The organism is Mesorhizobium sp. AA22 (genome assembly GCF_001672375.2).
In the GTDB taxonomy this organism is placed as follows: domain Bacteria; phylum Pseudomonadota; class Alphaproteobacteria; order Rhizobiales; family Rhizobiaceae; genus Mesorhizobium; species Mesorhizobium wenxiniae.
In genome coordinates, this window is the sequence record NZ_CP048406.1 from 2,238,365 (window position 1) to 2,261,833 (window position 23,469).

Sequence of the window (23,469 nt, forward strand, 5' to 3'; positions counted from 1 at the left end):
GCAACGGGCAGACGTTCTGCGCTTCCAGTGAGAATAACCAAGATCGCCAAAATGCGGCAGTTTGCCCCGCCGGTCATCAGCCCGCAACTCAGGATTTATCGGGCACGTCCGTGATCGTAGACACAGCGAAAACCTATGTAGACGACGTAGAAATCGACAGGTTTCCATTGCATCGCGCTGGACACCATCTCTTCGGCACCATACCACCAGGAACCACCGGCAGTTAGAGCCGATTGGCCATCACGATCGGCAAGCCATTCCCACACGTTGCCACCCATATCGTAGAGACCATTGACCCCGACCTGCGTGGTACCCGCTGCCGCATGGCGCGGCCAAGGATCGTCGCTCCGCGTGTTGGCGCCGATGGGCGTGTCGCCGACAGGATATGCATATTGCCTGCCGGCGATGAAGCCCGCCGATGGGGCAGGGCGGGTTTCGCGATAGGCCGCCGGGACCCATTCTTCGATGGTCGGCAAGCGGCCGCCGGCCCAAGCGCAATAGGCTGCCGCCTCGTGCCAGCTGACATGAACGGCCGGCTCGCTCGTCGATTGTGGCGCTTCTCCGAAGGGCGTCCGATATGTCCATCCAGGACGCCGCTCCCATCCCGAGCCCCACTCGTGTCCGCCACCCAAGGTTTCGGCGGCCGTCATCAGCCCCGTCGCTTCAGCGAAGCCGGTGAATTGTCCGATTGTCACTTCGGTGCGGTCGATGGTGAATTGTCCCACGAGAGCCCGTTCGTTGGCGCTGAGCTGGCCGCAGGTCACCAGAAGAACGGCGACCGAGAGAACTGCGGGAGCATTCTTCAAGCGAAGGGCCACTTCACGACCCCTCCATAGTTCTTTCCTGGATAGGGCGGTTGCCGGAGGGCATCGGCCACGCCGGGAAGGGATGTGTAGTATTCCGCCATACGCTCTCGCATCGCCCCGTCCGGCAGCTCGCCAAAGAGCGCGCCCATGTTGTCAACCAGGTGTTCGGGATTGCTGGTTGCCGGAATCACTACGGTAACGTTGGGGTGGGAAATGATGAACTTGAGAAAGTACTCAGCCCAGCTTTCAATGCCCAATTCGGCGGCGAAAGGCGGAAGAGGCTGCTCGGCAACTGGCGTGAACAGGCGCGCCTTCTCGAAGGGAATGTTCACCTGCACGGCGACGCCATTGTCCGCACAGGCCTGCAGCAGTCTCTTTTCGGCCGCCCGCGTATGGATGGTGTAGGCGATCTGAACGAAGTCGAGCGTGCCGCCTGCAACCAACCGCTCCATGGTATCGTAGTATTCGGCGCTCCACTGCGTCGCCCCGATATAGCGGATCAGGCCTTCCTCCTTCCATTGGCGCAGCAGGTGCAGGACCTGATCGTGATTCTCGAGACTATGAACTTGTTGGACATCCATCCGGCTACGCCAGAGGCGCTCGCGCGAGCGAAGAAATTGCGCCTCCGAGTGACTGTTGTCCGAGAGATATTCGCCCGTTGTCCAAGTCTTGTTGGTGACGAAAATGTCATCCGCTATGCCCAGTTCGGTCACGAAATCGCCGACGCTGACCTCGGACATGCCGTACAGCGGCGACGTGTCGATGACGCGCCCGCCCATCTGATGGAAGGAACGGATGATCTCGCGAATGTTGTCTCGCGGTTCACCGGGCATGATGTCGAATGTTTCGAAAGTGCCCAGACCGACGGCGGGGATCATCTCGCCCGTCTTGGGGATCGGCCGCATGATGGCCGAGCGCTCTTGCGCGATTGCCTTGATCGGAAATTGGCAGGCCGCGGCGACTGCGGCCAGCGTTGCGGTGGAACGGAGAAGATCGCGGCGGGTGGTGAGAAACTCGGGACGAGACATCGAGGGTACTCCGTTTGATGTGCGGGCAAGCTAGCCAAAACACGGAGCAAATGCGCGCCTCATCCTGACCGGATCGCTTCATCCTGATCGTTTCTTGCCGGGACGGCGACCGCTCGAAACTCACGTCGATATTCCGACGGCGTCGTGCCGAGTATGGTACGGAATAGCCTTGCAAGGTGGCTTGGGCTCGCCAAGCCCACTTCGAGAGCTATACGGTTAACGGAACAATCCGTCTGAGCCAGCAATGAAGCCGCGCGCTCGACGCGCCGTTCAGAGATAGCTTGAACGGGCGTGCGGCCCGCGGCGCCCCGAAAAGCCCTGTAGAAATGGCCTTCTGAAATACCAAGCGGCGTGGCCAGATCGGCGATCTGGACCGGCTGCGGCAGCAAATGATCGATGCGTTCCATCGTCATACGCAGCTGCCTGGCCGAGAGTTGCCGGATTCCCTTGGCGCGAACGGGGCGACCGGATCGACGCAGCAGATATTCGGCAAGCGCTATCGTCATGACGCTGCAATAAGTGGCGTCGAGCGCGCCATCGACGGACAGGAGATTTTTCATTTGCGCTATCAGACCGTACAAAAATGGTTCTGAAAGCTCGATGAATGGAGCTATCGACATGATGTCTGCGGCGACGGATCCCGGATGCACGGCGATCGCGCCCCACTCCCATGCGACGTGCTCCAAGGAGAGTCGCCGTTCGCAACCCGCAGGCAGGAAGGACACGGTTCCCACTCGGTCTCGGCCGGAATACCGCAGACCGCTGTCAGTCCTGAACTCATGCCGGATCGCTCCACCCTTTGTAGTTGCCATGATCAAGTGACAATCGGAGCGAATGTTGCCTTCCACCGCACGGGTATAGCGACGCGCAGCTGTCTCAAACCAGCCCCCTTGCCAGCCGCAGGTGGCCTGGCTCTGAGGCATCGGTGAGACAGTCCAGGTCGCGCCGGTCACTAACTCCGTCATACGAATCTCTCGGGCCTTTTAGAATCCCAAGATGGAAAGGGACCGCGGCGAAATCAACCGTGCGGTTCGATCACGTTCACGAAGGCGACGAGTTCGGCAAAACACCGTCAAAAGGCCGAGCAGCGGCAGGTTGGAGCAGACCTGAAGACGAAGTCGACGCCTTTCATGTCGGCGACGACCCAAGCCCGGCGGCGGCGATGCTTCCCATGCCGAAGGCGGAGCCAAAGAATATACAGGCGATCATGCCGACCCGGCCGGGCACCAGTCGGCCCGAGGTGCAGCCGTTGCAGGCATGGGCAGTGTTTCGCTTCGAATTTCGGGTTTGCGCCCCATTTTCAAACGTTTGGATCGCGCTTGAAAGCCGACCGCAACCGATCAGTGTCAGACCGGAAACAGGAGTGCCGAAAGCAATCCGGCGACATACAGTCCGACCCCGAAGGATAGATGAGTCATGAGGCCGCGCAGACGCGCAGTGTGCGGGTTGGGAGTTTTCGAGGCTGCAATTCCGGCTCCAAAGGCTGGCTGCATGATGAAGAACGGGGCGACAACCGTGGACATGCCGACAAGAAGTGCGGGAAGCAATGTCGGATATCGTGCCCAGTCGATGCCCCATACTCCCATCAGCAATGCAGCAAAGACGATGCCGATCGCGTAATGCGCTACCCATCCAATCGGCGTTTCGCCTGGAATTCGGGGAGCCTGCGCGATATTTGCATGCGCGAAACGGCCTCGCGGAAAGTGCCCGATCCAGCGGCCGACCCAGGCATAATCAAGCGGCGGAATCGCGAACGCGCGCTTCAGAAATAGCCCCCAAAGATCCATCACCGCCGTCGCGCCCGCTCCGATCGCGGCTGCGCGGACAACCAACTCCAACTGGTCGCTCATTTCTAGGCTCCTGTCCTGTCGATGCTGCTTCTTGGGCGTCAGACACTAGCCGATATAAGCATTTCGTTCAATGTATTGATTGATTGATAGATTCATGGTAGGCCTGCGATATGAAAAACGCAGGTCTCCATCATCCGATCTTCGACGAAATAGCGGATCTCGCCCGCACGCTGGGACATCCACATCGGCTGGTTCTTCTCCGCCACATTGCCGACGGCGAACTCGCCGTGGAGCAGCTGACGCAACTTTCCGGGATCGCGTTGGCCAACACGTCGCAGCATCTTCAACACCTCAAGCGGGCCGGCTTGGTGCAGACCCGGCGAGACGGGAAACGCGTGCTCTATCGTTTGGCCGATGGCCCGATCGAAAACGTGCTCGCCGCCCTGCGAAGCCTTGCGAACCATAGGCGGGAGCAAATCCGCGAACTTATCAATGACACTATGAGCCGGCCGGACAGGCTGGAGAACATCTCGCGCGAGGAACTCGTGCGCCGCATGCGGGACGACGAAATCGTGCTGCTCGACGTTCGGCCGCAGGAAGAATACGCAGCCGGGCATTTGCCGGGTGCGATCAACATTCCCGTCGGTGAGCTGGAGGAACGGCTTGCAGAGCTTCCACGAGAGAAGGTCATCGTTGCCTATTGCCGTGGTGTCCAGTGCATTCTCTCTGCCGACGCGCTGGCAATCCTGAGGGCGCGAGGCTGGGCCTCACGCCGGTTCGAAGGTGGTTTTCCCGAGTGGCTGACGTCAGCCCTGGATGTCGACGGCATGAACTACGAAAGCGGCTGACAATGTTGCGTCATCCGGGCTCAGGCGCTCCCGGTCACAACCTCACCAGACCGAAGCCGGCACAAGCCAGGGCGATTCCTGAAGCGATGGTTCGCGCCTGGTTCCAGAACTGCCACCGTTCTGAATAGCCCTGCCAGATCTCTCTCGCAGTCTCGATATCTTTGGGAATGGGGGTTGCGGCCAATGCCTCGTTCATCGGCACGTGCACCGTCAATGTGAGGAAAAGGCCCGATGTCAGATAGACGAGCGCCGCCGCAGCGAACCAGAACGCAGGCGACTTGCGGCCACTGAAACGCATCGCGGCAGCCGTGAGCCCTAGGACGACCGGCGTCAGAAAGAATGCGGGAAAGAACACGGCGTTGCGAACCGATGCATTCATCGCCTGCATAGCCTCGATTGCCACGCGCGGATCAGTCTGGTCGAGCCCCCACATTGTGGAGCAGACCCAGGCGTAGAAAAATCCGAAAATCGCTCCGGAAAAGACGATCGATGTGACTGATAATCCTACCACTAGCCCAGGCATTACAGCTTCAAGAAACCCGTATCGTTGTGTACGCTTTCGAATATACGTACAAAGGTGTACGGTTCTGGTCAAGCAATTTCAGAGCTTGGCAGTTTGGAGATTGGAATGCGCGAGGACACCAAGGCTGCGCGTCGAGCACAGATCGAGAGGGCAGCCTACAAGCTTCTCAAGGAGAGAGGCTACGGCGGGACTTCCATGCTTGGCATAGCCAAAGAGGCAAAGGCGTCAAACGAAACCCTCTATCGCTGGTATGGCGATAAGAAGGGCTTGTTCAAGACGATGGTCGAAAACAATGCAAGGACGACGAAGGCGGCACTGGATGCGGCAATAAGGGACGACGCCGATCCTTTGGTAACCCTTGAAGATGTGGCTCCGATCCTCCTGTCGATGCTGCTTGGCGAGCGGGCAATTTCCCTGAACCGCGCTGCTGCTTCTGACGAAAGTGGCGAATTGGGTGCGACGATTGCGGCAGGTGGTCGCGATTCGGTATTTCCGCTGATCGAGAAATTGATCCAGCGCGACTTGGAGAGCGGTGCGCTGGTTGCGCCATCTGCGCGCATAGCGGCCGATTGGTTCTTGAACCTGCTGATTGGTGATCTGCAGATCCGGCGGGTCATTCACTCTCTGCCGGTTCCTTCAGACAAGGATGTCCGTTCGAGAGTGACTGCCGCGATCAGCGCATTTAAAAGGCTTTGCAGCACATGACGGCAACAATCGATCTGTGCCCGTTCCACGCGTGAGGTGGGCAGGAAGACGGCGCTCCCGACCCTCTAGGGGCGAGCCGAAACCAAATTCAGCTTCACCCGATCGTGGCCTCCCTCTCGAGCTTCCTCGCTTCCTTCATGTTCGGCAAAAAAACCGTCAGCAGCCCGAGCAGCGGCAGGTAGGAGCAGACCTGAAAGACGAAGTCGATGCCTTTCATGTCGGCGACGACGCCGAGCACCGCGGCGGCGATGCCGCCCATGCCGAAGGCGAAGCCGAAGAAGATACCGGCGATCATGCCGACGCGGCCGGGCACCAGTTCCTGCGCGAAGACGACGATGTTCGAGAATGCCGAGGACAGGATCAGGCCGATCAGCACCGTCAGTATCATCGTCCATTCGAAATTGGCGTAGGGCAGAGCCAGCGTAAAGGGCAGCACGCCGACGATGGAGAACCAGATCATCGCCTTCTGTCCGTAGCGGTCGCCGAACGGGCCACCGAGCAGGATGCCCAGCGCCGAGGCGCCGAGGAACAGGAACAGCATGACCTGCGACATCTGCACCGAAACGTCGAATTTATCGATGGCGTAGAAGGTGTAGTAGCTGGCGAGGCTGGCGATGTAGGCGTTCTTGGTCAGCACCAGCAAGGTCAGCACCGCCAACGCGCCCATCACCTTGCGGCGCGGGATGGGCGATACAAAATCTGCCGCCTTGCGGTTGGCGAGCGAAGCGCGCAGGCGGCTGTACCAGCCGCCGACCCGCCACAGCACGATGATACCGATCAGCGATCCGACGGCAAACCACGCTATGCTGGTCTGGCCGAAAGGCACCACGATGAAGGCAGCCAGCAGCGGCCCGATGGCCTGGCCGAAGTTGCCGCCGACCTGGAACAGAGATTGCGCCAGGCCGAACCTGCCGCCCGAGGCGAAGCGGGCGATGCGCGAGGATTCCGGGTGGAAGATCGCCGAGCCGATGCCGATCAGCGACGCGCCGATCAGCAGCAGCCAATAGTGTCCGGCATAGGCCAGCACGATCAGGCCGATCAGCGAGGACGCCATGCCGTAGGGCAGCGAATAGGGCATCGGCCGCTTGTCGGTGACCATTCCGATCAGCGGCTGCAGCAATGAGGCCGTTACCTGGAAGGTGAACGTCAAAAGGCCGATCTGCCAGAAATCGAGACCGTAATTGTCTTTCAGCAGCGGATAGATGGCCGAGAGCAGCGACTGCATGATGTCGTTGACACAATGACAGAAGCTCACCGCAAGAATGACGCTAAAGGCCGTCGCTTGCGCCGAAGTGTGGCTGGCCGTCGCAGGCGTGGCGGCGGTGGTGGCTGTCGTATCGGTCAAGGCATGCTCCGTGGTCTTTTTGGCGGGCGCTCGCGCAGGCGGCCTCATAGCCGGGTTGCCTTATAAGTCACTTGCCGGGCGACTTCTTTCGTGGTTTGGTCCAATAGTTTCGCGATTGGGCCATTACTCAATGCCGCGTGGCAATGAAATCTTCAAAGTGGGCGACACCGATCTCGGCCAGCTTGCCGACCTCGGGCAGTTGCATGAGCGCCGCTGGCAGTGGCTGGAGCAGGCCGTCGGGCCAGCGGTGGCCCTGCCGACCGAATATCCCGACGGCTACCACGTGCCGCAGCACCGTCACAGTCGCAGTCAGTTGCTGCATGCGCTTGTCGGCGTCGTGCTGGTGACGACGCGGCATGGCCGCTGGATGGTGCCTCCCGATCATGCCATGTGGATTCCCGCCGGCACCGAGCATTCCGTGGAGATGCTTGGCGACGTCAGCATGCGTTCGGTCTATGTGATGCCGGACGCCATTGCGGGGCTGCCGCATGGGCTGCGCGTCGTCGGTATTACAGACCTGATGCACAGCCTGATCGTGGAATCGGAAAAGCTGCCGCAGGGCGCCGAGCTGGAAGGGCGCGGCGGGCTGATCATGAGCCTCCTGCTGCATGAAATCCCGAACCTGCCGGAACGGCCGCTCGGCCTGCCTTTTCCTTCAGATCCAAAGCTTGCGGCACTGTGCCGGCGCTTCGTCGCAGCACCCTCGCCGCACGCGACAATCGACGAATGGGCCGATATCGTCGGCATGAGCCGCCGTTCCTTCACCCGCGCCTTTCATCGCCAGACCGGATTGTCGCTGTCGACATGGCGCCAGCAGGCCTGCCTGTTCGCGGCCTTGCCGAGGCTGGCCGACGGCGAGCCGATCACAAGGGTGGCGTTCGACCTCGGCTATGACAGCGTGCCGGCCTTCATCACCATGTTCAAGCGTATGCTGGGGGCATCGCCGCGGGGCTATATGCGAGGGTCAAGGGACAATATCAGGGTGTCGAACGGGTAACGCATGACCCGAACCTTCGGTTCGCTTCAGCGAAATCGGAACCGATTTCGCTGGGGACCATGCGCAAAATCAAAATGCCACAGCGTCCTTTGCGCGTCCACTGGACGCGCGGCGCTGTAGCGCTGGCAGATTTCAGTCGAACAGGCTCGATACCGATTCCTCGGTCGCCGTGCGCGAGATCGCCTCACCCATCAGGTCGGCGATAGAGATGACGCGGATGTTGCTGGCGTCGAGCACCGCCTGGGTCGGCTGGATGGAATCGGTAATGACCAGTTCCTGCAGCTTCGAGGCGCCGATGCGCGCGATGGCGCCGCCCGACAAAACGCCATGGGTGGTGTAGGCAGTGACGCTGGTGGCGCCGCCGGCAAGCAGTGCATCGGCCGCATTGCACAAGGTGCCGCCCGAATCGATGATGTCGTCGATCAGCAGGCAATCCTTGCCGCGCACGTCGCCGATGACGTTCATGACTTCCGATTCACCGGGGCGCTCGCGACGCTTGTCGACGATGGCGAGTTGAGCATCGATGCGTTTGGCCAGCGCGCGGGCGCGGACCACGCCACCGACATCCGGCGACACAACCATGACATTGGCAAGCTGCTTATATTTCGCCTTCACGTCGCGGGCCATGACCGGCACCGAGAACAGGTTGTCGGTCGGGATATCGAAGAAGCCCTGGATCTGGCCGGCGTGGAGATCCAGCGTCAAGACGCGATCGACACCCGCCCGCGTGATCATGTTGGCGACCAGCTTGGCCGAGATCGGCGTGCGGCCCGAGGCGCGGCGATCTTGCCTGGCATAGCCGAAATAGGGAATGACCGCCGTGATGCGCTTGGCCGACGAGCGCATAAAGGCATCGATCATGATGAGCAGTTCCATCAGGTGATCGTTGGTCGGGAACGAGGTGGACTGCAGGATGAAGACATCCTCGCCGCGCACATTCTCCTGGATCTCGACGAAGATTTCCTGATCGGCGAAGCGCCTGACGCTGGCTTTGCCCAGCGGGATGTTGAGATAGCGGGCGACCGCTTCGGCCAGCACCCTGTTGGAATTGCCCGCGAAAAGCTTCATGCACCGTTCCTGGTGAAGGATGGAGACTCTGGCAGACTCTCTTGAGCCCCTTAGTCGGGGCTTTTAGCGGCCCGTGCCGGTATTGCAAGCGTCGTAAGCGGAATCCGCAGGCTAATCTCAATAAACGTCTACGACGAGGGAAGCCGGCAACATGTCAGCCCGCCAGTCACCCCGCTTGGCCGCCAAGCCATGTGGCAAACTGGTCGATCGTCTGGTCGGCGATCGCCTGCATGGTCTCCGGCGCGACCGCAGCCCAGCCTTCGCCACCATTGGCCGAGGGCGCCTTCTGCTGGCCGTTGATGCGATGCAGCCGGTTGCCTGCCGGGTCATAGATGTCCCAGACATAGATGACGGTGGTGTCCTTGCCTTCCGACATCGTCGAGAAATAGCCCTTCAGCACGTGAGTAGGGGTCTGGCCGGCGCTACCGGCCAAGGTGATGCCGCGCTGCTTGGCTCGCGTCTGGAGCTCCGCGGTCAGCGGTGTCGCGGCTTCCACCGAGGCGCCGACGATCGGCGCTACCTGCAGGCGGGTTCGTGCGATGACTGCGGCGCTCTTTGCGGGCTGCGAGGGGGCGGAAGGCTGTGCCGTTGCGGATGGATGGGCGGTCGTTGCAGGTGTGGTGGGCGTTGCTGCCGTGCCGGTTCCGGTCGTTGGTACGGCCTGTGTCGACTGCGAGGCGATGGCGGAGGGTTCGAGAACGTCCTTCGCGTTGGTGCAGGCGGCCAGCGTCAGCGCCGCGAGCAATGACACGGTCGTCACATGCGATCGCCTCATTTGCCTCAAAACTCCCTGGCGATGAACGCCCCTTGCATTCTTACCATTATGGATTCATTGCACAATCAAGTCGAGATCATGGCGGGACAGCGGTTTCGGCTGCGATTCGGTCGTCAGATACGTACGGCCGAGCGTCATTGCCGTCTCGGTTTCGGAGTCCATGATGATCATGTGGGCGAACAGCGTCATGTTTGGCGCGATGGGTTCGGGATTGCCCTGATAGAACATCGGCATGTCCATCCATGATGGGGTGAAGCGGGCGCCGAGCGAGTAGCCGCAGGCGTTGAGCCGGTGTTTGGTCAAGTTGTGGGTTTCGAGCGTGCGGGCATGCGCGTCGAACACGTCGCCGAAGGTATTTCCGGGCGTCATCGCCTTTTCGACGGCCAGAAGTGCGGCGCGTGCGGCATCGAACAATTCTTGGTGACGTTTCGACACCTTGCCGGTCAGCACCGTGCGCATCATCGCCGCATGGTAATGGTGGAAAACGCCGGCCCATTCGAGCGTCAGCTGGTCGTTTTTGCTCAGCTTGCGGCGGCCAGCCTTGTAACGGCAAAGCAGTGCGTCCACGCCAGAGCCGATGATGAACTCGTTCGCCGGATAATCGCCGCCGCCGGCAAAGATCGCGCCCTGCATGGCAGCAAGGATCAGGGCTTCGTCTCCACCCTGCTTGATCAGCGGCAGGGCCGCATCCAGCGCGTCGTCGGCGAGATTTGCGGCCTTTTCCACCTTGGCGATTTCGGCCGGGCTCTTGAACAGGCGCAGCCGGCTGACGATGCCGGACGCGTCGGCGATCTGGCCAAAGGTCTGCAATTGCTCGTCCAGGCGTCGGCCATTGTAGGCGGTCAGGCCGTGGGTGTCGTATTCGACTCCGATGCGGGCGCCGAGCAGGTCGAGATCGTTGAGCAGATTGCGCAGGTCGATCGCCGGATTGGCGCCGTCGCGATCGGTCCACAGCACGATGTTGTCGATAATCGAGGTGTGGCGCGCCTGGCGCAGATCGGCCGAGCGCGTGAGCAGGATCATCGAACCGTCTGCCTTCACCACCAGGCACTGAAAGAAGCAGAAGCCGAACGTATCGTAGCCGGTCAGCCAGTACATGCTCTCCTGCGCAAACAGCAGGACGGCATCGAGCTTCTTCTCGGCGATCTCGATCATCAGCCGATCGCGCCGCGCGTCAAATTCCGACCGTTCGAAATGCAGCGCCATTATTCTGTCTCCAAAACGATTGCCGAAATCTGCCGCCCATAGTCCGGCTCCTTGCGATGCGTGCTGCGCCGGTAGGAATAGAACAGATCCTCCTCGGCATAGGTGCAGCGGCCGAGCCCATCGGCGATCACACCGGCCCGGGTCAGCCGATCGACCGTATAGAGGTTGAGGTCGAACATCGCGTGCCCTGTTTTCGCGGAAGGCGCGAAATAGTGGATGTTGCCGGCATCGGCCTCGACGAAGCGGGCGACGAATTCGGGTCCTACCTCGTAGTTTTGGGGGCCGATGGACGGACCGAGAACCGCAACGATGCGCTCGCGCCGGGCGCCGAGGCCCTCCATCGCGGCAATGGTGTTTTCCAGCACGCCCGACAAGGCGCCCTTCCAGCCGGCATGGGCTGCGCCGACGATACACGCCTCGGCATCGGCGAACAGCACCGGTCCGCAATCGGCGGTCGAGGCGCCGACTGCGATGCCTGGCCGGTCGGTGACGACGGCGTCGGCCTTCGGCCGCACGCCGGGAAAAGGCTCCCTGACGATGACGACGTCGGGCGAATGGATTTGATGGGCGGTCAAGAGATGGCTCGCCGGCACGCCCATCCAGTCGGCGACGCGGCGGCGGTTCTCGGCTACCCGCGTTTGGTCATCGCTGGAGCCGGTGCCGATGTTGAGGCCCCGATAGATGCCGCTGGAGACGCCGCCGACGCGGGTGAAATAGCCGTGGCGAATGCCTTGCGCCCGCGCCTTTTCCAGCAAGGGCGACCGAACGGGTTCCGGTTTGGTCTGATTCAGCATGGCGGCGTTGTTGTCCGTGTGGGCGATTTCGTCAAGCGACAGTCCAAAAATCGGCGACATTCCAAGATGGGCTACAGTCCAAAGATCGGCGACGTCCAAAACGGGCGACAGTCGGAAATTGGGAGAGTGGGAGAGGCGGCAGCGAAAAGTCAATCCGCCGTTGGAAAGGGCGGAACGGCGATGCCGGCAGGCAGAACTGCAAGCACCTTGAACAGGTTGCCCATGGCTTGCGGACCGGCGAGGCGTTCGACCTCGCCTGCAATCTTTTCGCGAGCAGCCTCATTGGCATTGGCGCCGAGCTGGCCGGCGCGTTCGAGAAGACCCATTTCCACCAGGAATTCGCCTTGCGTGGAGAGATGGGCATCGAGGCCATGCGCCCGCACAATCGCGGCAAGGGCGGCGAAATCGACATGGGCGGTGAGATCGGCTTCGCCCGGATTGGCCAGCACATCTTCGTGATCGTGCTTGCGCACGGCCTGCAACGTGTCGCCGACCCCTGGTCGGAGGTAGCCATAGTCGAGGAACAGGCCGGCGCCACCGAGCCGGGCCAATCGCTCAGCGATGGTCGCCATCAGCGCGGCTCGGGCCGGCGCGACCTCGACGATGGCGCCCTGTGGCGCGTTTTCGGCATCGTCCGGCAACAGCGTCGGATCGACCGAGCCGGCGCCGGCGAAGAAGTGCAATTCGTCAGCGTCATCGAGGCCGATCATCCGTTCGCGCCAGCCTGTTCCGGCACGGACGAACTGGCGGATCGGCACCGCATCGAACAATTCATTGCCGACGATGAAAAGCGGGGTCTGCGGCAGCATCTCGATGCTTTCGTGCCAGCCGATCGCGGTAGGCGTGGCGGCAAGCGTTTGCTTCTGGACATCTGCAAGCCTCGGGCTGGTTTCGATCATGGCGAACGATGCGCCGGCGGTCAGCGCCGGATCGAGCCGTGAAAGCGTGCGCAGCATGTCCTTCATCAATGTGCCGCGGCCGGGGCCGATCTCGGCGATGGTGACCGGCATCGGCCGGCCGTTCGCCAGCCAGGCTTCGTAGAGCCAGACAGCGACCAGCTCGCCGAACATCTGGCTGATTTCCGGCGCGGTGACGAAGTCGCCGGCAGCTCCGAACGGCTCGCGCGTCGTATAGTAGCCGTCCCGCGGATCGAACAGGCAAAGTGCCATATACTGGTTGACGGGGATCGGCCCCGCCGCACCGATCAACTCGACGATGCGGGCTTTCAGTCGGGTCATACCGGCCGTGGCTGTGTAACCGGCTTTGCCGTCGCCATCGCCCAGATGCCGGCCAGCAGCATCGGCAGCGACAGCACCATGCCCATCGTCAGCCAGCCGGTGCCGAGGAGGTAGCCGAGCTGCTGATCGGGCTCGCGGAAGAATTCGACGAAGATGCGCGAGAGACCGTAGCCGGCGATGAAGGCGCCGCCGACGAAGCGCGGTGTCTTCAGCTTGAGCCTGGAATGGGTGAGGAAGCGCAGGACCAGAAACAGCACCAGGCCTTCGAGCAGCGCCTCGTAGACCTGGCTCGGATGGCGCGCGAATGGCCCGCCATTGGGGAATTCGACCGCCCATGGCACGTCGGTCGGCCTGCCCCAGAGTTCGGAGTTGATGAAATTCGCCATGCGGACGAGGCCAAGGCCGACCGGCACGCCGGCCGCCACCACGTCGAACAGCGACCATGTGCGGATACCGCGCGACCAGGAAAACAGCGTCATGGCGAGAATGACGCCGAGCAGCCCGCCGTGGAACGACATACCGCCCTGCCAGACGGCAAGGATATCGAGCGGATGGGCGATGTAACGTGGCAGGTCGTAGAACAGCACGTAGCCGACACGCCCGCCAAGCACCACGCCGATGGCCGCCCACATGATGAAGTCGTCGAGCTCCTCGGGCTTCATGGGCACGGTGCCGCTGGGCCAGAGCCTTGCATTGGTGACGAGCCGCTTGGCATACGACCAGGCAAAGAGAATGCCGACGATATAGCCGACGCCATACCAATGCACCGCCAGCGGCCCGATCTTGACGATGACCGGGTCGATATTGGGAAAGGGCAGGGCGGCCAACGGCAGCATAAAATATTCGCTCAACAGGATCTCCCGGTTGCGATCATGTTCGGGCGCGGACCATGCGGCAGGGTTTTGGCGGGGTCAAGGCGACGTGGATGCTTGCATTCCGCGTCGCGCGCCACTACGTCAAATCGAGCAAGCGAGGATTTGCCATGTCGACCGGACCGAATCGCATTCTCGATGAATTCGCCAAGCTGATGACCGACGCTGCGGGTGCCGCGCAAGGCGTGCGCCGCGAAGTGGAAACCGCCTTCAAGGGGCAGGCTGAGCGCGTTCTCAACTCAATGGATTTGGTGCAGCGCGAAGAATTCGAGGCCGCCCGCGATATGGCGGCGAAGGCCAGGGAGGAAAACACCCGTCTCGCTGCGCGCATCGAGGCGCTCGAGGCGAAGCTCGCCGAATTGACCGGACAGGCCGCACCTGCGGCTGCGGCAAAGCCCAGATCAAAAAAATAATCGTTAAACTTTTCCACAAAGCACAATCGCAAAAAGCGCTTTGTCGTGAATCGCTTACCGGCATTGCGTGAATCTTTGTGACAGCGGCTTTCCACATGCGAATGACGCAGTGCGAAAAATTGGGCTGGTCACGCGACTCCCGATCAATAGACTGAATTTGTTGCATGATTCGGAGCAGGGTCATGCGCCGGGCGGTGGGGTCCGGTCTGGGGTCTTTGCGTTGACGAAGTCCCGGCCGTCCGAGTCCTAGACAAGATTGTTCGTTGTGTGTGCCCCCCGCGGAGCGTGTGGCGCTCACTAGAGCGACGTGCGTCCACTTGGACGCACAAAGTACGCTCTAGAACTTTGAACGTTCGCGTCGTGCTTTCCGAAAATCGAACCGATTTTCGGGCCGATGCGAAGGAACGACAGGAAGCATTCATGGAACTTCTCGAACTCGAATTCTCGCGTGAAATCCATCCCGTGGATGTTATCGAGCAGGTGGCCCACAACAACGACTGGTCCTTCGAACGGGCCGGCGATGACGAGATTTCGATTTCGGTTGCCGGAAGCTGGACCGACTACCACGTCTCATTCTCCTGGATGGAGGATTTCGAGGCGCTGCATCTGGCTTGCGCTTTCGACATCAAGGTGCCGGAGGCGCGCGCGCTCGAAGTGATGCGGCTGCTTTCGCTGATCAACGAGCAGATGCTGTTCGGCCATTTCGACCTCTGGGAACAGGAAGGCGCGATCATGTTCCGCCAGTCACTGCTGCTCGCCGGCGGGGTCGAGCCGTCGAGCCAGCAGGTCGAGGTGCTGTTGTCGTCGGCGCTGGAAGCCTGCGAATGCTATTTCCAGGCGTTCCAGTTCGTCGTCTGGTCGGGAACCTCGGCCAAGGATGCGCTGGCCGGCGTCCTGTTCGAGACCTACGGAAACGCCTGAGCCAGACCTGACCCTCAATGAGTTCGAGCAGCCAGCGCAAGCCCGAGGTCAGCTTCGCCGATTTCGACCGGGTCGATATCCGCGCCGGCACGATCGTCGAGGCCGAGCCGTTCCCCGAGGCGCGCAAGCCGGCGATCAAGCTGAAGATCGATTTCGGCCCGGCGATCGGGGTGAAGAAATCGTCGGCGCAGATCACCAAATATTATGCGCCCGAGACGCTGATCGGCCGGCAGGTGTTCGCGGTGGTCAATTTTCCGCCGCGGCAGATCGGACCCTTCATATCGGAAGTGCTGACGCTTGGCTTTCCCGACGAGGAGGGTGCTGTCGTCCTCGGCGCAATCGAACGCAGGGTGCCTGACGGTGGCCGACTGTTCTAGCAAGGCCTTCTCAGGCGGCTAGTTTTCGCGTGGTGCCCAGCGCCTCTTCAACCGTCTCCAGGAACATTTCCGCGCAGGCCTTCCAACTATAGCGCATTGCCCGTTGGCGCGCCTCGGCGCGGTCGACGTGGAGCGCGGCGAGCGCGGCTTCACGCAAATCGTTCGACACCGCTCCGCCAACGCCGTCGCCGACAATGTCGATCGGTCCGGTCACCGGATAGGCTGCGACCGGCGTGCCGCTGGCCAGCGCCTCGATGATGACATTGCCGAACGTGTCGGTGCGGCTGGGAAAGACGAAGACATCGGCCGAGGCGTAGATTTCGGCCAGTTCGTCGTTCGGGCGGTGGCCAAGGAAATGGGCATCGGGGTATCTGGCCTTGAGCCTGGCCAACTCCGGTCCCTCGCCGACGATTACCTTGCTGCCGGGCAAATCCAGGTCGAGGAAGGCGGCCAGGTTCTTTTCGATCGCAACGCGGCCGACACAGAGGAAGATCGGTCGCTTGAGCCCCAGATCCTTCTGCTTGTCCGGGCGGAAATGGTCGGTGTCGACGCCGCGCGTCCATGGCCTGAGCTTGGTGAAGCCGCGCGCCGCCAGATCGTCCGCCAGCGATTGTGTGGCGACCAGTGTGCCTTGTCCGGAATTGTGAAAATCGCGAAGCCAGCGATAGGTCCAGGCTTCCGGTATTGGCAGCCGCGCGCTCAGATATTCCGGAAAGCGCGTGTGATAGCTTGTCGTGAACGGCCGGCCCGCCTTGCGGCAATAGCGCCGCGCCATGATGCCGAGCGGGCCTTCGGTGACGATATGGATATGATCAGCGTTGCGCGCTTCGATCAGGCGCGCGACGTGGCCTGGCCTCGTCAGCGCCAGCCGGATATCCGGGTAGGTCGGCAGGGGCAAGGTGCGAAATATGTTCGGGGTCAGGAAGTCCGTCTCAACGTCGAAGGATTTGAGGGTTTCCGAAAGCCGTTCCAGCGTGTGGACGACGCCGTTGACTTGCGGGCGCCAGGCGTCGGTGACCATCAGGATGCGCATAGCAGCCCTTTGCTTGAAAGGTCGTCGGTTTCCTTGATGCGAGGCCGCAAGGCCGAATCAATCAGGATCGCGCGCTTCATGCGCGCTCTTCACCATGGTTTCATGACGCCCCGATGAAGGCATAGCCGATGGCCGTCTACAACCGCAGGAAAGCACGATGCGTAGGTTCAAAAGTGTCAGAGCGTACTTTGTGCGTCCAATTGGACGCACGTCGCTCTAATCAGGCCGGAACCTTGATGACGGCGCGCAGGCCGCCGAGCGGGCTCTTGTCCAGCATGATGTCGCCGCCATGGCTACGGGCAATGTCGCGTGCGATGGCAAGGCCAAGACCGGTACCGCTGGCATCGAGATTGCGGGCCTCGTCAAGCCGCACGAAAGGCTTGAACACGTCCTCGCGCTTTTCGGGCGGAATGCCCGGACCGTCGTCGTCGATGGTGACGAGCAGCGAGCCGCGGCCGTGGTTGGCGTTGATCTCCACCGTCTTGGCGTAACGGAAGGCGTTGCCGACGACATTGGACAACAGCCGGGCAAAGGCGTGGGGCCGCACATGCAAATTTGGGTCGCCGGCGAGCGCGGTCGACAGTTTGCGTTTGCGCAGAGTAGCCTCCTCGCCGAGCTTGTCGAAATAGGCTTCAAGATTGAAACGGCCGGCGTCTTCCGTTGCCTCGCCGCGGGCAAAGGCGAGATAGCCTTCCAGCATCGACTGCATGTCATCGATATCCTGGCCGAGCGCCTCGGTGTCGGCCTTGGTCCCGGTCAGCGCAAGCTGCAGCTTGAAGCGGGTGAGGATGGTTCTCAAATCATGACTGACGCCGGTCAGCATGGCGGTGCGCTGTTCGAGCTGGCGTTCGATACGCTCGCGCATCTGGATGAAGGCAAAGCCGGCGCGGCGAACCTCCTCGGCGCCGCGCGGTCGGAAATCGAGCGGCATCGGCCGGCCCTTGCCGAAACTTTCGGCGGCCTCGGCCAGCGTCAGGATCGGCCGGATCTGATTGCGCAGGAAAGGGATGGCGATCATCAGCAGCACCAGCGAGGTGCCGACCATCCAGATCAGGAAAATGTGCGTGTTCGAGGCATAGGCCTGGCTGCGGCGCACGAAGGCGCGCAGCACCTTGCCCTCGAGCTGGACACGGACCTCGATGATATTGGAATTGCCGACCGTATCGATCCAGAACGGACGGTTGATCTGATGGGTGATCTCGGACGAGAGAATTTCGTCGAGGATCGAGAAGAACGGCTTTGGACCGGGCGCCGGCAGCGGATCGGGCGGAAGCAAGTCGATCTTCAGCTGCATGCGATCCTGCGCGATGCGGATGATGTTGGCGTAGTCGGCGTCGTTCGGATAGGTTTCCACCAGATCGACGATTGCGGCAATGTCGCGGACCGTGGCCTGCGACAGGCGCTGTGTCACGGTCTGCCAGTGGCGTTCCATGAAGACAAAGGCGAGGACCGATTGCAGCAGGATCATCGGTGCGATGACGATGATCAGCGAGCGGGCATAGAGCCGCTTCGGCATGTAAAGCGAAACGAGGCGCCAGAACCGTTTCCAGGCGAGCGGCACCGCCTTGAGTGCCCGCGTGGCGCGAGCGCTCAAGCCGCGATCTCCCGGCCGTTCCAGTTGCGTGGTCGCCATTCGCCCTTTTTGCTCATCTTCAGCCACTCAACAAGGGGCTGTGGGCGTCAGTCTATTCCACGCTGAGCCGATACCCAATACCGCGCACGGTCTGCAGCCAGACCGGATTGGACGGATCGCGTTCGATCTTGCGGCGCAGCCTGTTGATCTGGACGTCGATGGTGCGTTCGCCGACTTCGGACTCGTCGCCGACAAGCTCATGACGCGGTATCGTTTCGCCGGCCCGAGCCGCGAAGATCGCCAGGATCTCCTGCTCGCGGTCGGTCAGCTTCAGAGCCTCGCCGCCGCGCTTGAGCTCTCGCCTGGCGATCTGGAACGTGTAAGGGCCGAAGACCAGTTGCTCGACTTTGGGCGTCGTTGCCGGACCGCCGCGGCGCAGGATGTTGTTGATGCGCAGGATCAATTCGCGGGGATCGAAAGGCTTCGGCAGATAGTCGTCGGCTCCGGCCTCGAGCCCGGTAATCCGGCTGTCGGTCTCGGAGAGCGCGGTAAGCATCAGGATCGGCACGTTCTTGCTTGCCCGCAGCGCCTTGGCCAGATCGACACCGGTTTCGCCCGGCATCATGATATCGAGCACGAGCAGATCGAAATCGAGGCCGGCGAGCTTGCGCCTCGCTTCGCCGGAATTTCCGGCAACGGTGACGCGAAAGCCGTTTTCGGTCAGATATTGTTTGAGAAGATTGCGGATACGGGTATCGTCATCAATCACCAGCAGATGCGGCGCGTCGTCGTCCGGTGCTGCCGGTTGATCAACCCTTTCAATGGTCTCCATGGCTTTTCCCTGACGTTTTTGCGGGCACAATGTCGATCTGCGCTCTTAGTTCCGGATTGACCATTGCTTCCAGGAAGCGCTCGATCAAGGTGCGTTCGGTGGCTCCGGCATCTTCCAATGCAGCATGGATGCGGCGTGACTGTGGCCGTGCCAGCGCCAGTGCCAGAGCGCGGCCCTTGGCTGTCGGATAGAGCTCGCGCTGGCGGCGGTCGCGCGGGCCCTGCAGCTGGACGATGTGGTCGGTGTCGATCAGCTGCTTGAGCACGCGCGCCAGGCTCTGCTTGGTGATCTTCAGCACGTCGAGGAGTTCGGCGACCGTCAGGCCAGGCCTGCGATTGACGAAATGCAGAACCCGGTGATGGGCCCGGCCGAAGCCATAGTCGGACAGGATCTGGTCCGGATCGGAGGTAAAATCGCGATAGGCGAAGAAGAACAGTTCGATGATGGCAAAGTCGATGCCGTCCTCGTCGGTGATCGCCGTCCTGATCGGTTTTCCGGCTGGGTGGCTGCGATCTGTCATCTTTTCTCCGTGCGAAAGGGAAATTATGTCAGTACTATTGACGTAACTTCCCGGCAATGCTAATTTTTGACAAGCTTTTCGGCGGATTGCGAACGAAAAGGCAAGGGAAGGCCGTTTTTCCGGAACTTCCTGTGTTTGCCAGAGCTTATATATCCGCCTACGCTTCGAGATACCGGCCGCCCGGTGCGGCTGACAAGAAACGCGCAACGATAATGTGCGGGCGGCCGCCCGCGGGAGGTTACCATGGCATCCGTTCCCTTTGACCAAATGGACGGCTTCATCTGGATGAACGGCGAGTTCGTCAAATGGGCCGACGCCAAGATCCACGTGCTGACCCATGGCCTGCACTACGCCAGCGCGGTGTTCGAGGGCGAGCGCGCCTATGGCGGCGAGATTTTCAAGCTGACCGACCACAGCGAGCGCCTGCACGAATCGGCACGCCTGCTCGGCTTCAAGATTCCCTATTCGGTTGCCGAGATCGACGACGCCTGCCGCACGCTGTTGAAGAAGCAGGGTTTCCAGGATGCCTATGTCCGGCCGATCGCCTGGCGCGGCAGCGAACAAATGGGCGTTTCGGCGCAAAACAGCCGGATCAACTGCGCCATCGCCATCTGGCAGTGGCCGAGCTATTTCGATCCGGCACAGAAGCTGAAGGGCATCCGTCTCGATCTGGCCGAATGGCGCCGCCCCGATCCGCGCACCGCGCCGTCGAAATCGAAGGCTGCCGGCCTCTACATGATCTGCACCATGTCCAAGCATGCCGCCGAAGCCAAGGGCTATGCCGACGCCATGATGCTCGACTGGCGCGGCCAGGTTGCGGAAGCGACCGGCGCCAATATCTTCTTCGTCAAGGACGGCAAGATCCACACGCCCACCCCCGATTGCTTCCTCGACGGCATCACCCGCCGTACGGTGATTGGCCTTGCCAAGGATCGCGGCTTCGAGGTGATCGAGCGCACCATTATGCCGGAAGAGCTCGAAGGCTTCCAGCAGTGCTTCCTCACCGGAACAGCGGCCGAGGTGACGCCCGTTTCAGAGATCGGTCCATACCGATTCGAGGTGGGTGAAATTGCCAAGACTCTGATGAACGACTATTCTGCAGCCGTTCAACCCAAGCACGCAATCGCAGCAGAATAACGAAAGTCACAGCTTTTTTTATAAGTAGGGACGGTTTTCGGGCCGCCCCTTTTATTTAAGCACTTCTGCATTTGACTTTCGTCCAATTCGGCGTCTCATGATGCTGTCGGCCCGGGAGGCTGGCAGCTATGGAGGGACTGGTAATATGGACATGAACACGCTTCTTCCGATCATTGTTCAGGTGATTATGGGTATCATCGGTGGCCAGGCGGTGGGCGCGGCGCTCAAGACAGCGGCAGTGGGGCAGCTTACCAAAATCCTGGGCGGCGCCCTTGGCGGCGTCGGCGGTGCGGCCATCCTCGGCAGCCTGCTCGGCGGTGGCACGATCGATCCGGCTGCAGCCGCAGCGGCAACGAGCGGATTGGGCAGCGCGCTGAATGTGCAGAACATCCTCGGCGGTGCAGGTGGTGGCGCCATTCTGACGGCCATCATCGGCGCGGTCATGAATGCGACGAAGAAGTCAGCCTAGCAGTTTCGGGCTTTTGCATGGGCGGCTTCGGCCGCCCATTTCGTCTTTGCGTTGTGGCGACAGCCGGATGCGGTGGACGACGTTCGCGTGTGGATCTACATCAGGGGCGACACAGCGAAAGGACGATCATGGGTCAGCTCAACGCCGGCGTCGTGCCGGTCACGGCCTTCCAGCAAAATTGCACCATCCTCTTTGACATGGACGACAGACAAGGCGTCGTCGTCGATCCGGGCGGCGACATCGAGAAGGTGCTGGCGGTGCTCAAGGACAATGCGATCAACGCCGGCGCGATCTGGATCACGCATGGTCATATCGACCATGCCGGCGGCGCCATGGAGCTGAAGGAGGCGCTCGGCGTCGAGATCATCGGCCCGCATGAGGCCGACCGTCCGTTGCTTGCCAATCTCGAGAAACAGGCGAAACACTACGGCATCACCGATCCGGTGCGCAATTGCGTGCCCGACCGCTTTCTCAGCGAAGGCGATACCGTCTCGTTCGGCCAGCACGCGTTCGAAGTCTTTCATTGCCCCGGCCACGCGCCCGGCCATGTCGTCTACTACAATCGTGCTGCTAAGTTCGCCCATGTCGGCGACGTGTTGTTTCGCGGCTCGGTCGGGCGCACAGACCTGCCGGGCGGCGACCACGCCGCGCTGATCGCCTCGATCAAGGACAAGCTTTTGCCGCTCGGCGACGACATCGGCTTCATGTGCGGCCACGGTCCCGGCGGCCGCTTCGGCGAGGAGCGCCGGAGCAATCCATTCCTGATTTAAACGCATTGCGGCTGAGGAGCCTCACGCGACGCGCATCGGTCTCCTGCCTTTATGCATGCCTACGACCAAAAGCGCTGGCCTGGCGGACAGCGCTTTTTGTTTGGGGGCAGGGAAGCCTCAGTTCGCGGTGCAGAAATGCTGTTCGCCGTCATAGCCGGTGAACGTGCCGGTGCGGGCGTTGAAAGAGCGATAGCGATCCGAACAATATTCATACCAGCCACGGGTCCATGGCTCGGCATAGCCGTCATTGTAGACGACTCGCGGTTCAGCGTAGTAGCGGCGCACCGGGGCGGGCCGTGGATAACGACCATAATCGTCATAGCCGGGGTCGTAATAGCTGGGCTGCGGGTTGTTGAGCGCACCAACGATCAGGGCGCCGGCCGCGAGGCCAAGGACGCCTGCCGCGACCGCATCGCCATTGCCACGATGGTGGTGCCGGTGACGCCAGTCACCAGCGCTGGCCGCTGGCAAGGTCGCGAGCGTGGTCGCAACAATCGCGGCGGACAGGATGGTGGTCTTGAAAATTCGGTTCATGTCGGTCTCCTTCGTGCCGGCCCGGTAATTTAGGGGATGCGGTCCGGCTTTACCGAAGCTAATAGGCGACCGTGGCTGAACGGGGGCTGAACGAAATTGACGGGATGGGACCAGTCGATATTCGATCAAGCATGGCGCAAGACACAAATATCGTACGCTCAACAAGGAGCGGACCTGCACGACGGGACCGTCCGACGCTGTCTCGAACTCGGCTCAGCCGATCGACAGGTTGACCGCTTTCGGACCCTTGCCGCGCTTGTCCGGCTCGGTGTCGAATGTTACCTTCTGCCCATCCTCAAGACCGGGAAGACCCGACGCCTGCACGGCCGAAATGTGGACGAAGACATCCTTCGCGCCATCATCCGGCGTTATGAAGCCGAAGCCTTTGGCATGATTGAAGAATTTGACGGTGCCGGTCTGCGGCATGGGAAGCTCCTTTGATCCCATAAAGTCCAGTCTCGGGCCGGCAAATGCCCGAGTGGAAATTTGTCCTTTATTTTAGCGCTATCGGCAAGAGAAAGTTTTGGGAGCATTGGCATGCCGCCCTGCCACGAAAAAAGCGCGACGAAAACCGCCGCGCCTTGGAAACTCGGGTCCGGCCCTGAAAGCCGGTTCAAGGCCTTTAGAGGGCCTCGGGCACATTCCTGGCACGTCCGAGCGGACGTGCGCGCGCCGACGGTTCAGTCCGCGCGGAGATTGACCGCCTTCGGTCCCTTGCCCATGCGGTCGGGCTCGACGTCGAACGTGACCTTCTGGCCATCGACGAGCGTGCGCAGGCCCGAGGCCTCGATCGCGGAGATATGGACGAACACGTCCTTGGCGCCGTCATCTGGCGTGATGAAGCCGAAGCCTTTGGTAGCGTTGAAGAATTTAACGGTGCCGGTCTGGGCCATTG

General features: G+C 61.4%; 28 protein-coding genes and 2 pseudogenes. 10 read left to right on the plus strand and 20 right to left on the minus strand.

Features of this window, described 5'->3' with window-relative positions:
* Nucleotides 1-95 precede the first annotated feature (95 nt).
* From A9K68_RS11000 to A9K68_RS11015, 5 genes and pseudogenes are all read right to left on the minus strand, one after another.
* Nucleotides 96-818, minus strand: coding sequence for a formylglycine-generating enzyme family protein (locus A9K68_RS11000; protein ID WP_246811344.1), 723 nt, complete (start codon nt 816-818; stop codon nt 96-98).
* A complete protein-coding gene (locus A9K68_RS11005) occupies nt 803-1,834 on the minus strand; it encodes an aldo/keto reductase (RefSeq protein WP_246811345.1) in 1,032 nt (343 codons plus the stop codon). Before A9K68_RS11005 ends, A9K68_RS11000 begins: the two co-directional genes overlap by 16 nt.
* Nucleotides 1,835-1,893: 59 nt before the next feature.
* The gene (locus tag A9K68_RS11010) at nt 1,894-2,520 is read right to left on the minus strand and encodes an AraC family transcriptional regulator (RefSeq protein ID WP_065011954.1); all 627 of its coding nucleotides are present in this window, start codon (nt 2,518-2,520) and stop codon (nt 1,894-1,896) included.
* A 297-nt stretch (nt 2,521-2,817) separates the two neighbouring features.
* Nucleotides 2,818-3,064 (minus strand): annotated as a pseudogene (locus A9K68_RS31665) (hypothetical protein); the annotation flags it as partial.
* A 116-nt stretch (nt 3,065-3,180) separates the two neighbouring features.
* On the minus strand, nt 3,181-3,684 hold the full coding sequence (locus tag A9K68_RS11015; RefSeq protein ID WP_065011955.1) for a DUF2938 domain-containing protein: 504 nt from the start codon (nt 3,682-3,684) through the stop codon (nt 3,181-3,183).
* Between the two features lie 110 nt (nt 3,685-3,794).
* Between A9K68_RS11015 and A9K68_RS31670 the strand changes: the two are divergent.
* A pseudogene (locus A9K68_RS31670) lies at nt 3,795-3,998 on the plus strand (helix-turn-helix domain-containing protein); the annotation flags it as partial.
* A 126-nt stretch (nt 3,999-4,124) separates the two neighbouring features.
* Complete coding sequence (locus A9K68_RS31675; protein WP_246811408.1) at nt 4,125-4,472, plus strand: rhodanese-like domain-containing protein; 348 nt, start codon at nt 4,125-4,127, stop codon at nt 4,470-4,472.
* Between the two features lie 34 nt (nt 4,473-4,506).
* Here A9K68_RS31675 and A9K68_RS11025 read toward each other — a convergent pair whose 3' ends face one another.
* Nucleotides 4,507-4,905: an anthrone oxygenase family protein gene (locus A9K68_RS11025; protein ID WP_348640712.1), complete on the minus strand. Its 399-nt coding sequence runs from the start codon at nt 4,903-4,905 to the stop codon at nt 4,507-4,509.
* Between the two features lie 195 nt (nt 4,906-5,100).
* Between A9K68_RS11025 and A9K68_RS11030 the strand changes: the two genes are divergently transcribed.
* Nucleotides 5,101-5,700 (plus strand): TetR/AcrR family transcriptional regulator, encoded by a 600-nt coding sequence (locus A9K68_RS11030; RefSeq protein WP_065011958.1) that lies wholly within the window; start codon nt 5,101-5,103, stop codon nt 5,698-5,700.
* 94 nt (nt 5,701-5,794) lie between these two features.
* Here the strand turns inward: A9K68_RS11030 and A9K68_RS11035 are convergent, their stop codons facing one another.
* Nucleotides 5,795-7,045 (minus strand): MFS transporter, encoded by a 1,251-nt coding sequence (locus A9K68_RS11035; protein WP_065012048.1) that lies wholly within the window; start codon nt 7,043-7,045, stop codon nt 5,795-5,797.
* 130 nt (nt 7,046-7,175) lie between these two features.
* Here A9K68_RS11035 and A9K68_RS11040 point away from each other — a divergent pair, with 130 nt between their 5' ends.
* The gene (locus A9K68_RS11040) at nt 7,176-8,042 is read left to right on the plus strand and encodes a helix-turn-helix transcriptional regulator (RefSeq protein ID WP_065011959.1); all 867 of its coding nucleotides are present in this window, start codon (nt 7,176-7,178) and stop codon (nt 8,040-8,042) included.
* Between the two features lie 132 nt (nt 8,043-8,174).
* Here the strand turns inward: A9K68_RS11040 and A9K68_RS11045 are convergent, their stop codons facing one another.
* The 6 genes from A9K68_RS11045 to lgt form a co-directional block, all read right to left on the minus strand.
* The gene (locus tag A9K68_RS11045) at nt 8,175-9,110 is read right to left on the minus strand and encodes a ribose-phosphate pyrophosphokinase (RefSeq protein WP_065011960.1); all 936 of its coding nucleotides are present in this window, start codon (nt 9,108-9,110) and stop codon (nt 8,175-8,177) included.
* A gap of 166 nt (nt 9,111-9,276) precedes the next feature.
* Nucleotides 9,277-9,885, minus strand: a complete 609-nt coding sequence (locus tag A9K68_RS11050) for a hypothetical protein (RefSeq protein WP_065011961.1) — start codon at nt 9,883-9,885, stop codon at nt 9,277-9,279.
* A gap of 54 nt (nt 9,886-9,939) precedes the next feature.
* Complete coding sequence (locus A9K68_RS11055) at nt 9,940-11,091, minus strand: Xaa-Pro peptidase family protein (protein WP_065011962.1); 1,152 nt, start codon at nt 11,089-11,091, stop codon at nt 9,940-9,942.
* Complete coding sequence (pgeF, locus tag A9K68_RS11060) at nt 11,091-11,885, minus strand: peptidoglycan editing factor PgeF (RefSeq protein ID WP_065012049.1); 795 nt, start codon at nt 11,883-11,885, stop codon at nt 11,091-11,093. The genes A9K68_RS11055 and pgeF overlap by 1 nt, the downstream gene beginning before the upstream one ends.
* A gap of 149 nt (nt 11,886-12,034) precedes the next feature.
* Entirely contained in the window at nt 12,035-13,123 is a 1,089-nt protein-coding gene (locus A9K68_RS11065; protein ID WP_065011963.1) for a class I SAM-dependent methyltransferase, read from the minus strand.
* Nucleotides 13,120-13,974: a prolipoprotein diacylglyceryl transferase gene (gene lgt / locus A9K68_RS11070; protein WP_082982750.1), complete on the minus strand. Its 855-nt coding sequence runs from the start codon at nt 13,972-13,974 to the stop codon at nt 13,120-13,122. The genes A9K68_RS11065 and lgt overlap by 4 nt, the downstream gene beginning before the upstream one ends.
* A gap of 131 nt (nt 13,975-14,105) precedes the next feature.
* Here lgt and A9K68_RS11075 point away from each other — a divergent pair, with 131 nt between their 5' ends.
* From A9K68_RS11075 to A9K68_RS11085, 3 genes are all read left to right on the plus strand, one after another.
* Nucleotides 14,106-14,408, plus strand: a complete 303-nt coding sequence (locus tag A9K68_RS11075; protein ID WP_065012050.1) for an accessory factor UbiK family protein — start codon at nt 14,106-14,108, stop codon at nt 14,406-14,408.
* 420 nt (nt 14,409-14,828) lie between these two features.
* Nucleotides 14,829-15,329: a YbjN domain-containing protein gene (locus tag A9K68_RS11080; protein ID WP_006202532.1), complete on the plus strand. Its 501-nt coding sequence runs from the start codon at nt 14,829-14,831 to the stop codon at nt 15,327-15,329.
* Nucleotides 15,330-15,346: 17 nt separating this feature from the next.
* Nucleotides 15,347-15,706, plus strand: a complete 360-nt coding sequence (locus A9K68_RS11085; protein WP_065011965.1) for a tRNA-binding protein — start codon at nt 15,347-15,349, stop codon at nt 15,704-15,706.
* 10 nt (nt 15,707-15,716) lie between these two features.
* Here the strand turns inward: A9K68_RS11085 and A9K68_RS11090 are convergent, their stop codons facing one another.
* The 4 genes from A9K68_RS11090 to A9K68_RS11105 all read right to left on the minus strand — a co-directional run bounded on the left by A9K68_RS11090 (nt 15,717) and on the right by A9K68_RS11105 (nt 19,664).
* Nucleotides 15,717-16,739 carry a glycosyltransferase family 1 protein gene (locus A9K68_RS11090; RefSeq protein WP_065011966.1) on the minus strand — a complete coding sequence of 341 codons (1,023 nt, stop codon included), beginning with the start codon at nt 16,737-16,739 and terminating at the stop codon, nt 15,717-15,719.
* 220 nt (nt 16,740-16,959) lie between these two features.
* A complete protein-coding gene (locus A9K68_RS11095) occupies nt 16,960-18,372 on the minus strand; it encodes an ATP-binding protein (protein WP_065011967.1) in 1,413 nt (470 codons plus the stop codon).
* Between the two features lie 52 nt (nt 18,373-18,424).
* The gene (locus A9K68_RS11100; protein WP_036267167.1) at nt 18,425-19,144 is read right to left on the minus strand and encodes a response regulator transcription factor; all 720 of its coding nucleotides are present in this window, start codon (nt 19,142-19,144) and stop codon (nt 18,425-18,427) included.
* On the minus strand, nt 19,131-19,664 hold the full coding sequence (locus A9K68_RS11105; protein WP_029349986.1) for a MarR family transcriptional regulator: 534 nt from the start codon (nt 19,662-19,664) through the stop codon (nt 19,131-19,133). The genes A9K68_RS11100 and A9K68_RS11105 overlap by 14 nt, the downstream gene beginning before the upstream one ends.
* A gap of 243 nt (nt 19,665-19,907) precedes the next feature.
* Here A9K68_RS11105 and A9K68_RS11110 point away from each other — a divergent pair, with 243 nt between their 5' ends.
* The 3 genes from A9K68_RS11110 (at nt 19,908) to A9K68_RS11120 (ending at nt 22,040) form a co-directional block, all read left to right on the plus strand.
* Nucleotides 19,908-20,801, plus strand: a complete 894-nt coding sequence (locus A9K68_RS11110; RefSeq protein WP_029349987.1) for a branched-chain amino acid aminotransferase — start codon at nt 19,908-19,910, stop codon at nt 20,799-20,801.
* 145 nt (nt 20,802-20,946) lie between these two features.
* Nucleotides 20,947-21,270 (plus strand): hypothetical protein, encoded by a 324-nt coding sequence (locus tag A9K68_RS11115; RefSeq protein ID WP_065012051.1) that lies wholly within the window; start codon nt 20,947-20,949, stop codon nt 21,268-21,270.
* 128 nt (nt 21,271-21,398) lie between these two features.
* Nucleotides 21,399-22,040, plus strand: coding sequence for an MBL fold metallo-hydrolase (locus A9K68_RS11120; RefSeq protein ID WP_065011968.1), 642 nt, complete (start codon nt 21,399-21,401; stop codon nt 22,038-22,040).
* A 117-nt stretch (nt 22,041-22,157) separates the two neighbouring features.
* Here the strand turns inward: A9K68_RS11120 and A9K68_RS11125 are convergent, their stop codons facing one another.
* From A9K68_RS11125 to A9K68_RS11135, 3 genes are all read right to left on the minus strand, one after another.
* Nucleotides 22,158-22,574: a BA14K family protein gene (locus A9K68_RS11125; RefSeq protein ID WP_065011969.1), complete on the minus strand. Its 417-nt coding sequence runs from the start codon at nt 22,572-22,574 to the stop codon at nt 22,158-22,160.
* Between the two features lie 213 nt (nt 22,575-22,787).
* The gene (locus A9K68_RS11130; RefSeq protein ID WP_006202521.1) at nt 22,788-23,000 is read right to left on the minus strand and encodes a cold-shock protein; all 213 of its coding nucleotides are present in this window, start codon (nt 22,998-23,000) and stop codon (nt 22,788-22,790) included.
* Nucleotides 23,001-23,254: 254 nt separating this feature from the next.
* On the minus strand, nt 23,255-23,467 hold the full coding sequence (locus tag A9K68_RS11135; RefSeq protein ID WP_023799871.1) for a cold-shock protein: 213 nt from the start codon (nt 23,465-23,467) through the stop codon (nt 23,255-23,257).
* Nucleotides 23,468-23,469: the final 2 nt, after the last annotated feature.

Excerpts from the sequence above, each read along its gene's own strand:
- A9K68_RS11005 (WP_246811345.1), bottom strand. The coding sequence starts at position 1,834 with ATGTCTCGTCCCGAGTTTCTCACCACCCGCCGCGATCTTCTCCGTTCC.
- A9K68_RS11015 (WP_065011955.1), bottom strand. The coding sequence starts at position 3,684 with ATGAGCGACCAGTTGGAGTTGGTTGTCCGCGCAGCCGCGATCGGAGCG.
- A9K68_RS31675 (WP_246811408.1), top strand. The coding sequence starts at position 4,125 with ATGAGCCGGCCGGACAGGCTGGAGAACATCTCGCGCGAGGAACTCGTG.
- A9K68_RS11025 (WP_348640712.1), bottom strand. The coding sequence starts at position 4,905 with ATGTGGGGGCTCGACCAGACTGATCCGCGCGTGGCAATCGAGGCTATG.
- A9K68_RS11030 (WP_065011958.1), top strand. The coding sequence starts at position 5,101 with ATGCGCGAGGACACCAAGGCTGCGCGTCGAGCACAGATCGAGAGGGCA.
- A9K68_RS11040 (WP_065011959.1), top strand. The coding sequence starts at position 7,176 with ATGCCGCGTGGCAATGAAATCTTCAAAGTGGGCGACACCGATCTCGGC.
- A9K68_RS11045 (WP_065011960.1), bottom strand. The coding sequence starts at position 9,110 with ATGAAGCTTTTCGCGGGCAATTCCAACAGGGTGCTGGCCGAAGCGGTC.
- A9K68_RS11050 (WP_065011961.1), bottom strand. The coding sequence starts at position 9,885 with ATGAGGCGATCGCATGTGACGACCGTGTCATTGCTCGCGGCGCTGACG.
- A9K68_RS11055 (WP_065011962.1), bottom strand. The coding sequence starts at position 11,091 with ATGGCGCTGCATTTCGAACGGTCGGAATTTGACGCGCGGCGCGATCGG.
- pgeF (WP_065012049.1), bottom strand. The coding sequence starts at position 11,885 with ATGCTGAATCAGACCAAACCGGAACCCGTTCGGTCGCCCTTGCTGGAA.
- A9K68_RS11065 (WP_065011963.1), bottom strand. The coding sequence starts at position 13,123 with ATGACCCGACTGAAAGCCCGCATCGTCGAGTTGATCGGTGCGGCGGGG.
- A9K68_RS11075 (WP_065012050.1), top strand. The coding sequence starts at position 14,106 with ATGTCGACCGGACCGAATCGCATTCTCGATGAATTCGCCAAGCTGATG.
- A9K68_RS11080 (WP_006202532.1), top strand. The coding sequence starts at position 14,829 with ATGGAACTTCTCGAACTCGAATTCTCGCGTGAAATCCATCCCGTGGAT.
- A9K68_RS11085 (WP_065011965.1), top strand. The coding sequence starts at position 15,347 with ATGAGTTCGAGCAGCCAGCGCAAGCCCGAGGTCAGCTTCGCCGATTTC.
- A9K68_RS11090 (WP_065011966.1), bottom strand. The coding sequence starts at position 16,739 with ATGCGCATCCTGATGGTCACCGACGCCTGGCGCCCGCAAGTCAACGGC.
- A9K68_RS11095 (WP_065011967.1), bottom strand. The coding sequence starts at position 18,372 with ATGGCGACCACGCAACTGGAACGGCCGGGAGATCGCGGCTTGAGCGCT.
- A9K68_RS11100 (WP_036267167.1), bottom strand. The coding sequence starts at position 19,144 with ATGGAGACCATTGAAAGGGTTGATCAACCGGCAGCACCGGACGACGAC.
- A9K68_RS11105 (WP_029349986.1), bottom strand. The coding sequence starts at position 19,664 with ATGACAGATCGCAGCCACCCAGCCGGAAAACCGATCAGGACGGCGATC.
- A9K68_RS11110 (WP_029349987.1), top strand. The coding sequence starts at position 19,908 with ATGGCATCCGTTCCCTTTGACCAAATGGACGGCTTCATCTGGATGAAC.
- A9K68_RS11115 (WP_065012051.1), top strand. The coding sequence starts at position 20,947 with ATGGACATGAACACGCTTCTTCCGATCATTGTTCAGGTGATTATGGGT.
- A9K68_RS11120 (WP_065011968.1), top strand. The coding sequence starts at position 21,399 with ATGGGTCAGCTCAACGCCGGCGTCGTGCCGGTCACGGCCTTCCAGCAA.
- A9K68_RS11125 (WP_065011969.1), bottom strand. The coding sequence starts at position 22,574 with ATGAACCGAATTTTCAAGACCACCATCCTGTCCGCCGCGATTGTTGCG.
- A9K68_RS11130 (WP_006202521.1), bottom strand. The coding sequence starts at position 23,000 with ATGCCGCAGACCGGCACCGTCAAATTCTTCAATCATGCCAAAGGCTTC.
- A9K68_RS11135 (WP_023799871.1), bottom strand. The coding sequence starts at position 23,467 with ATGGCCCAGACCGGCACCGTTAAATTCTTCAACGCTACCAAAGGCTTC.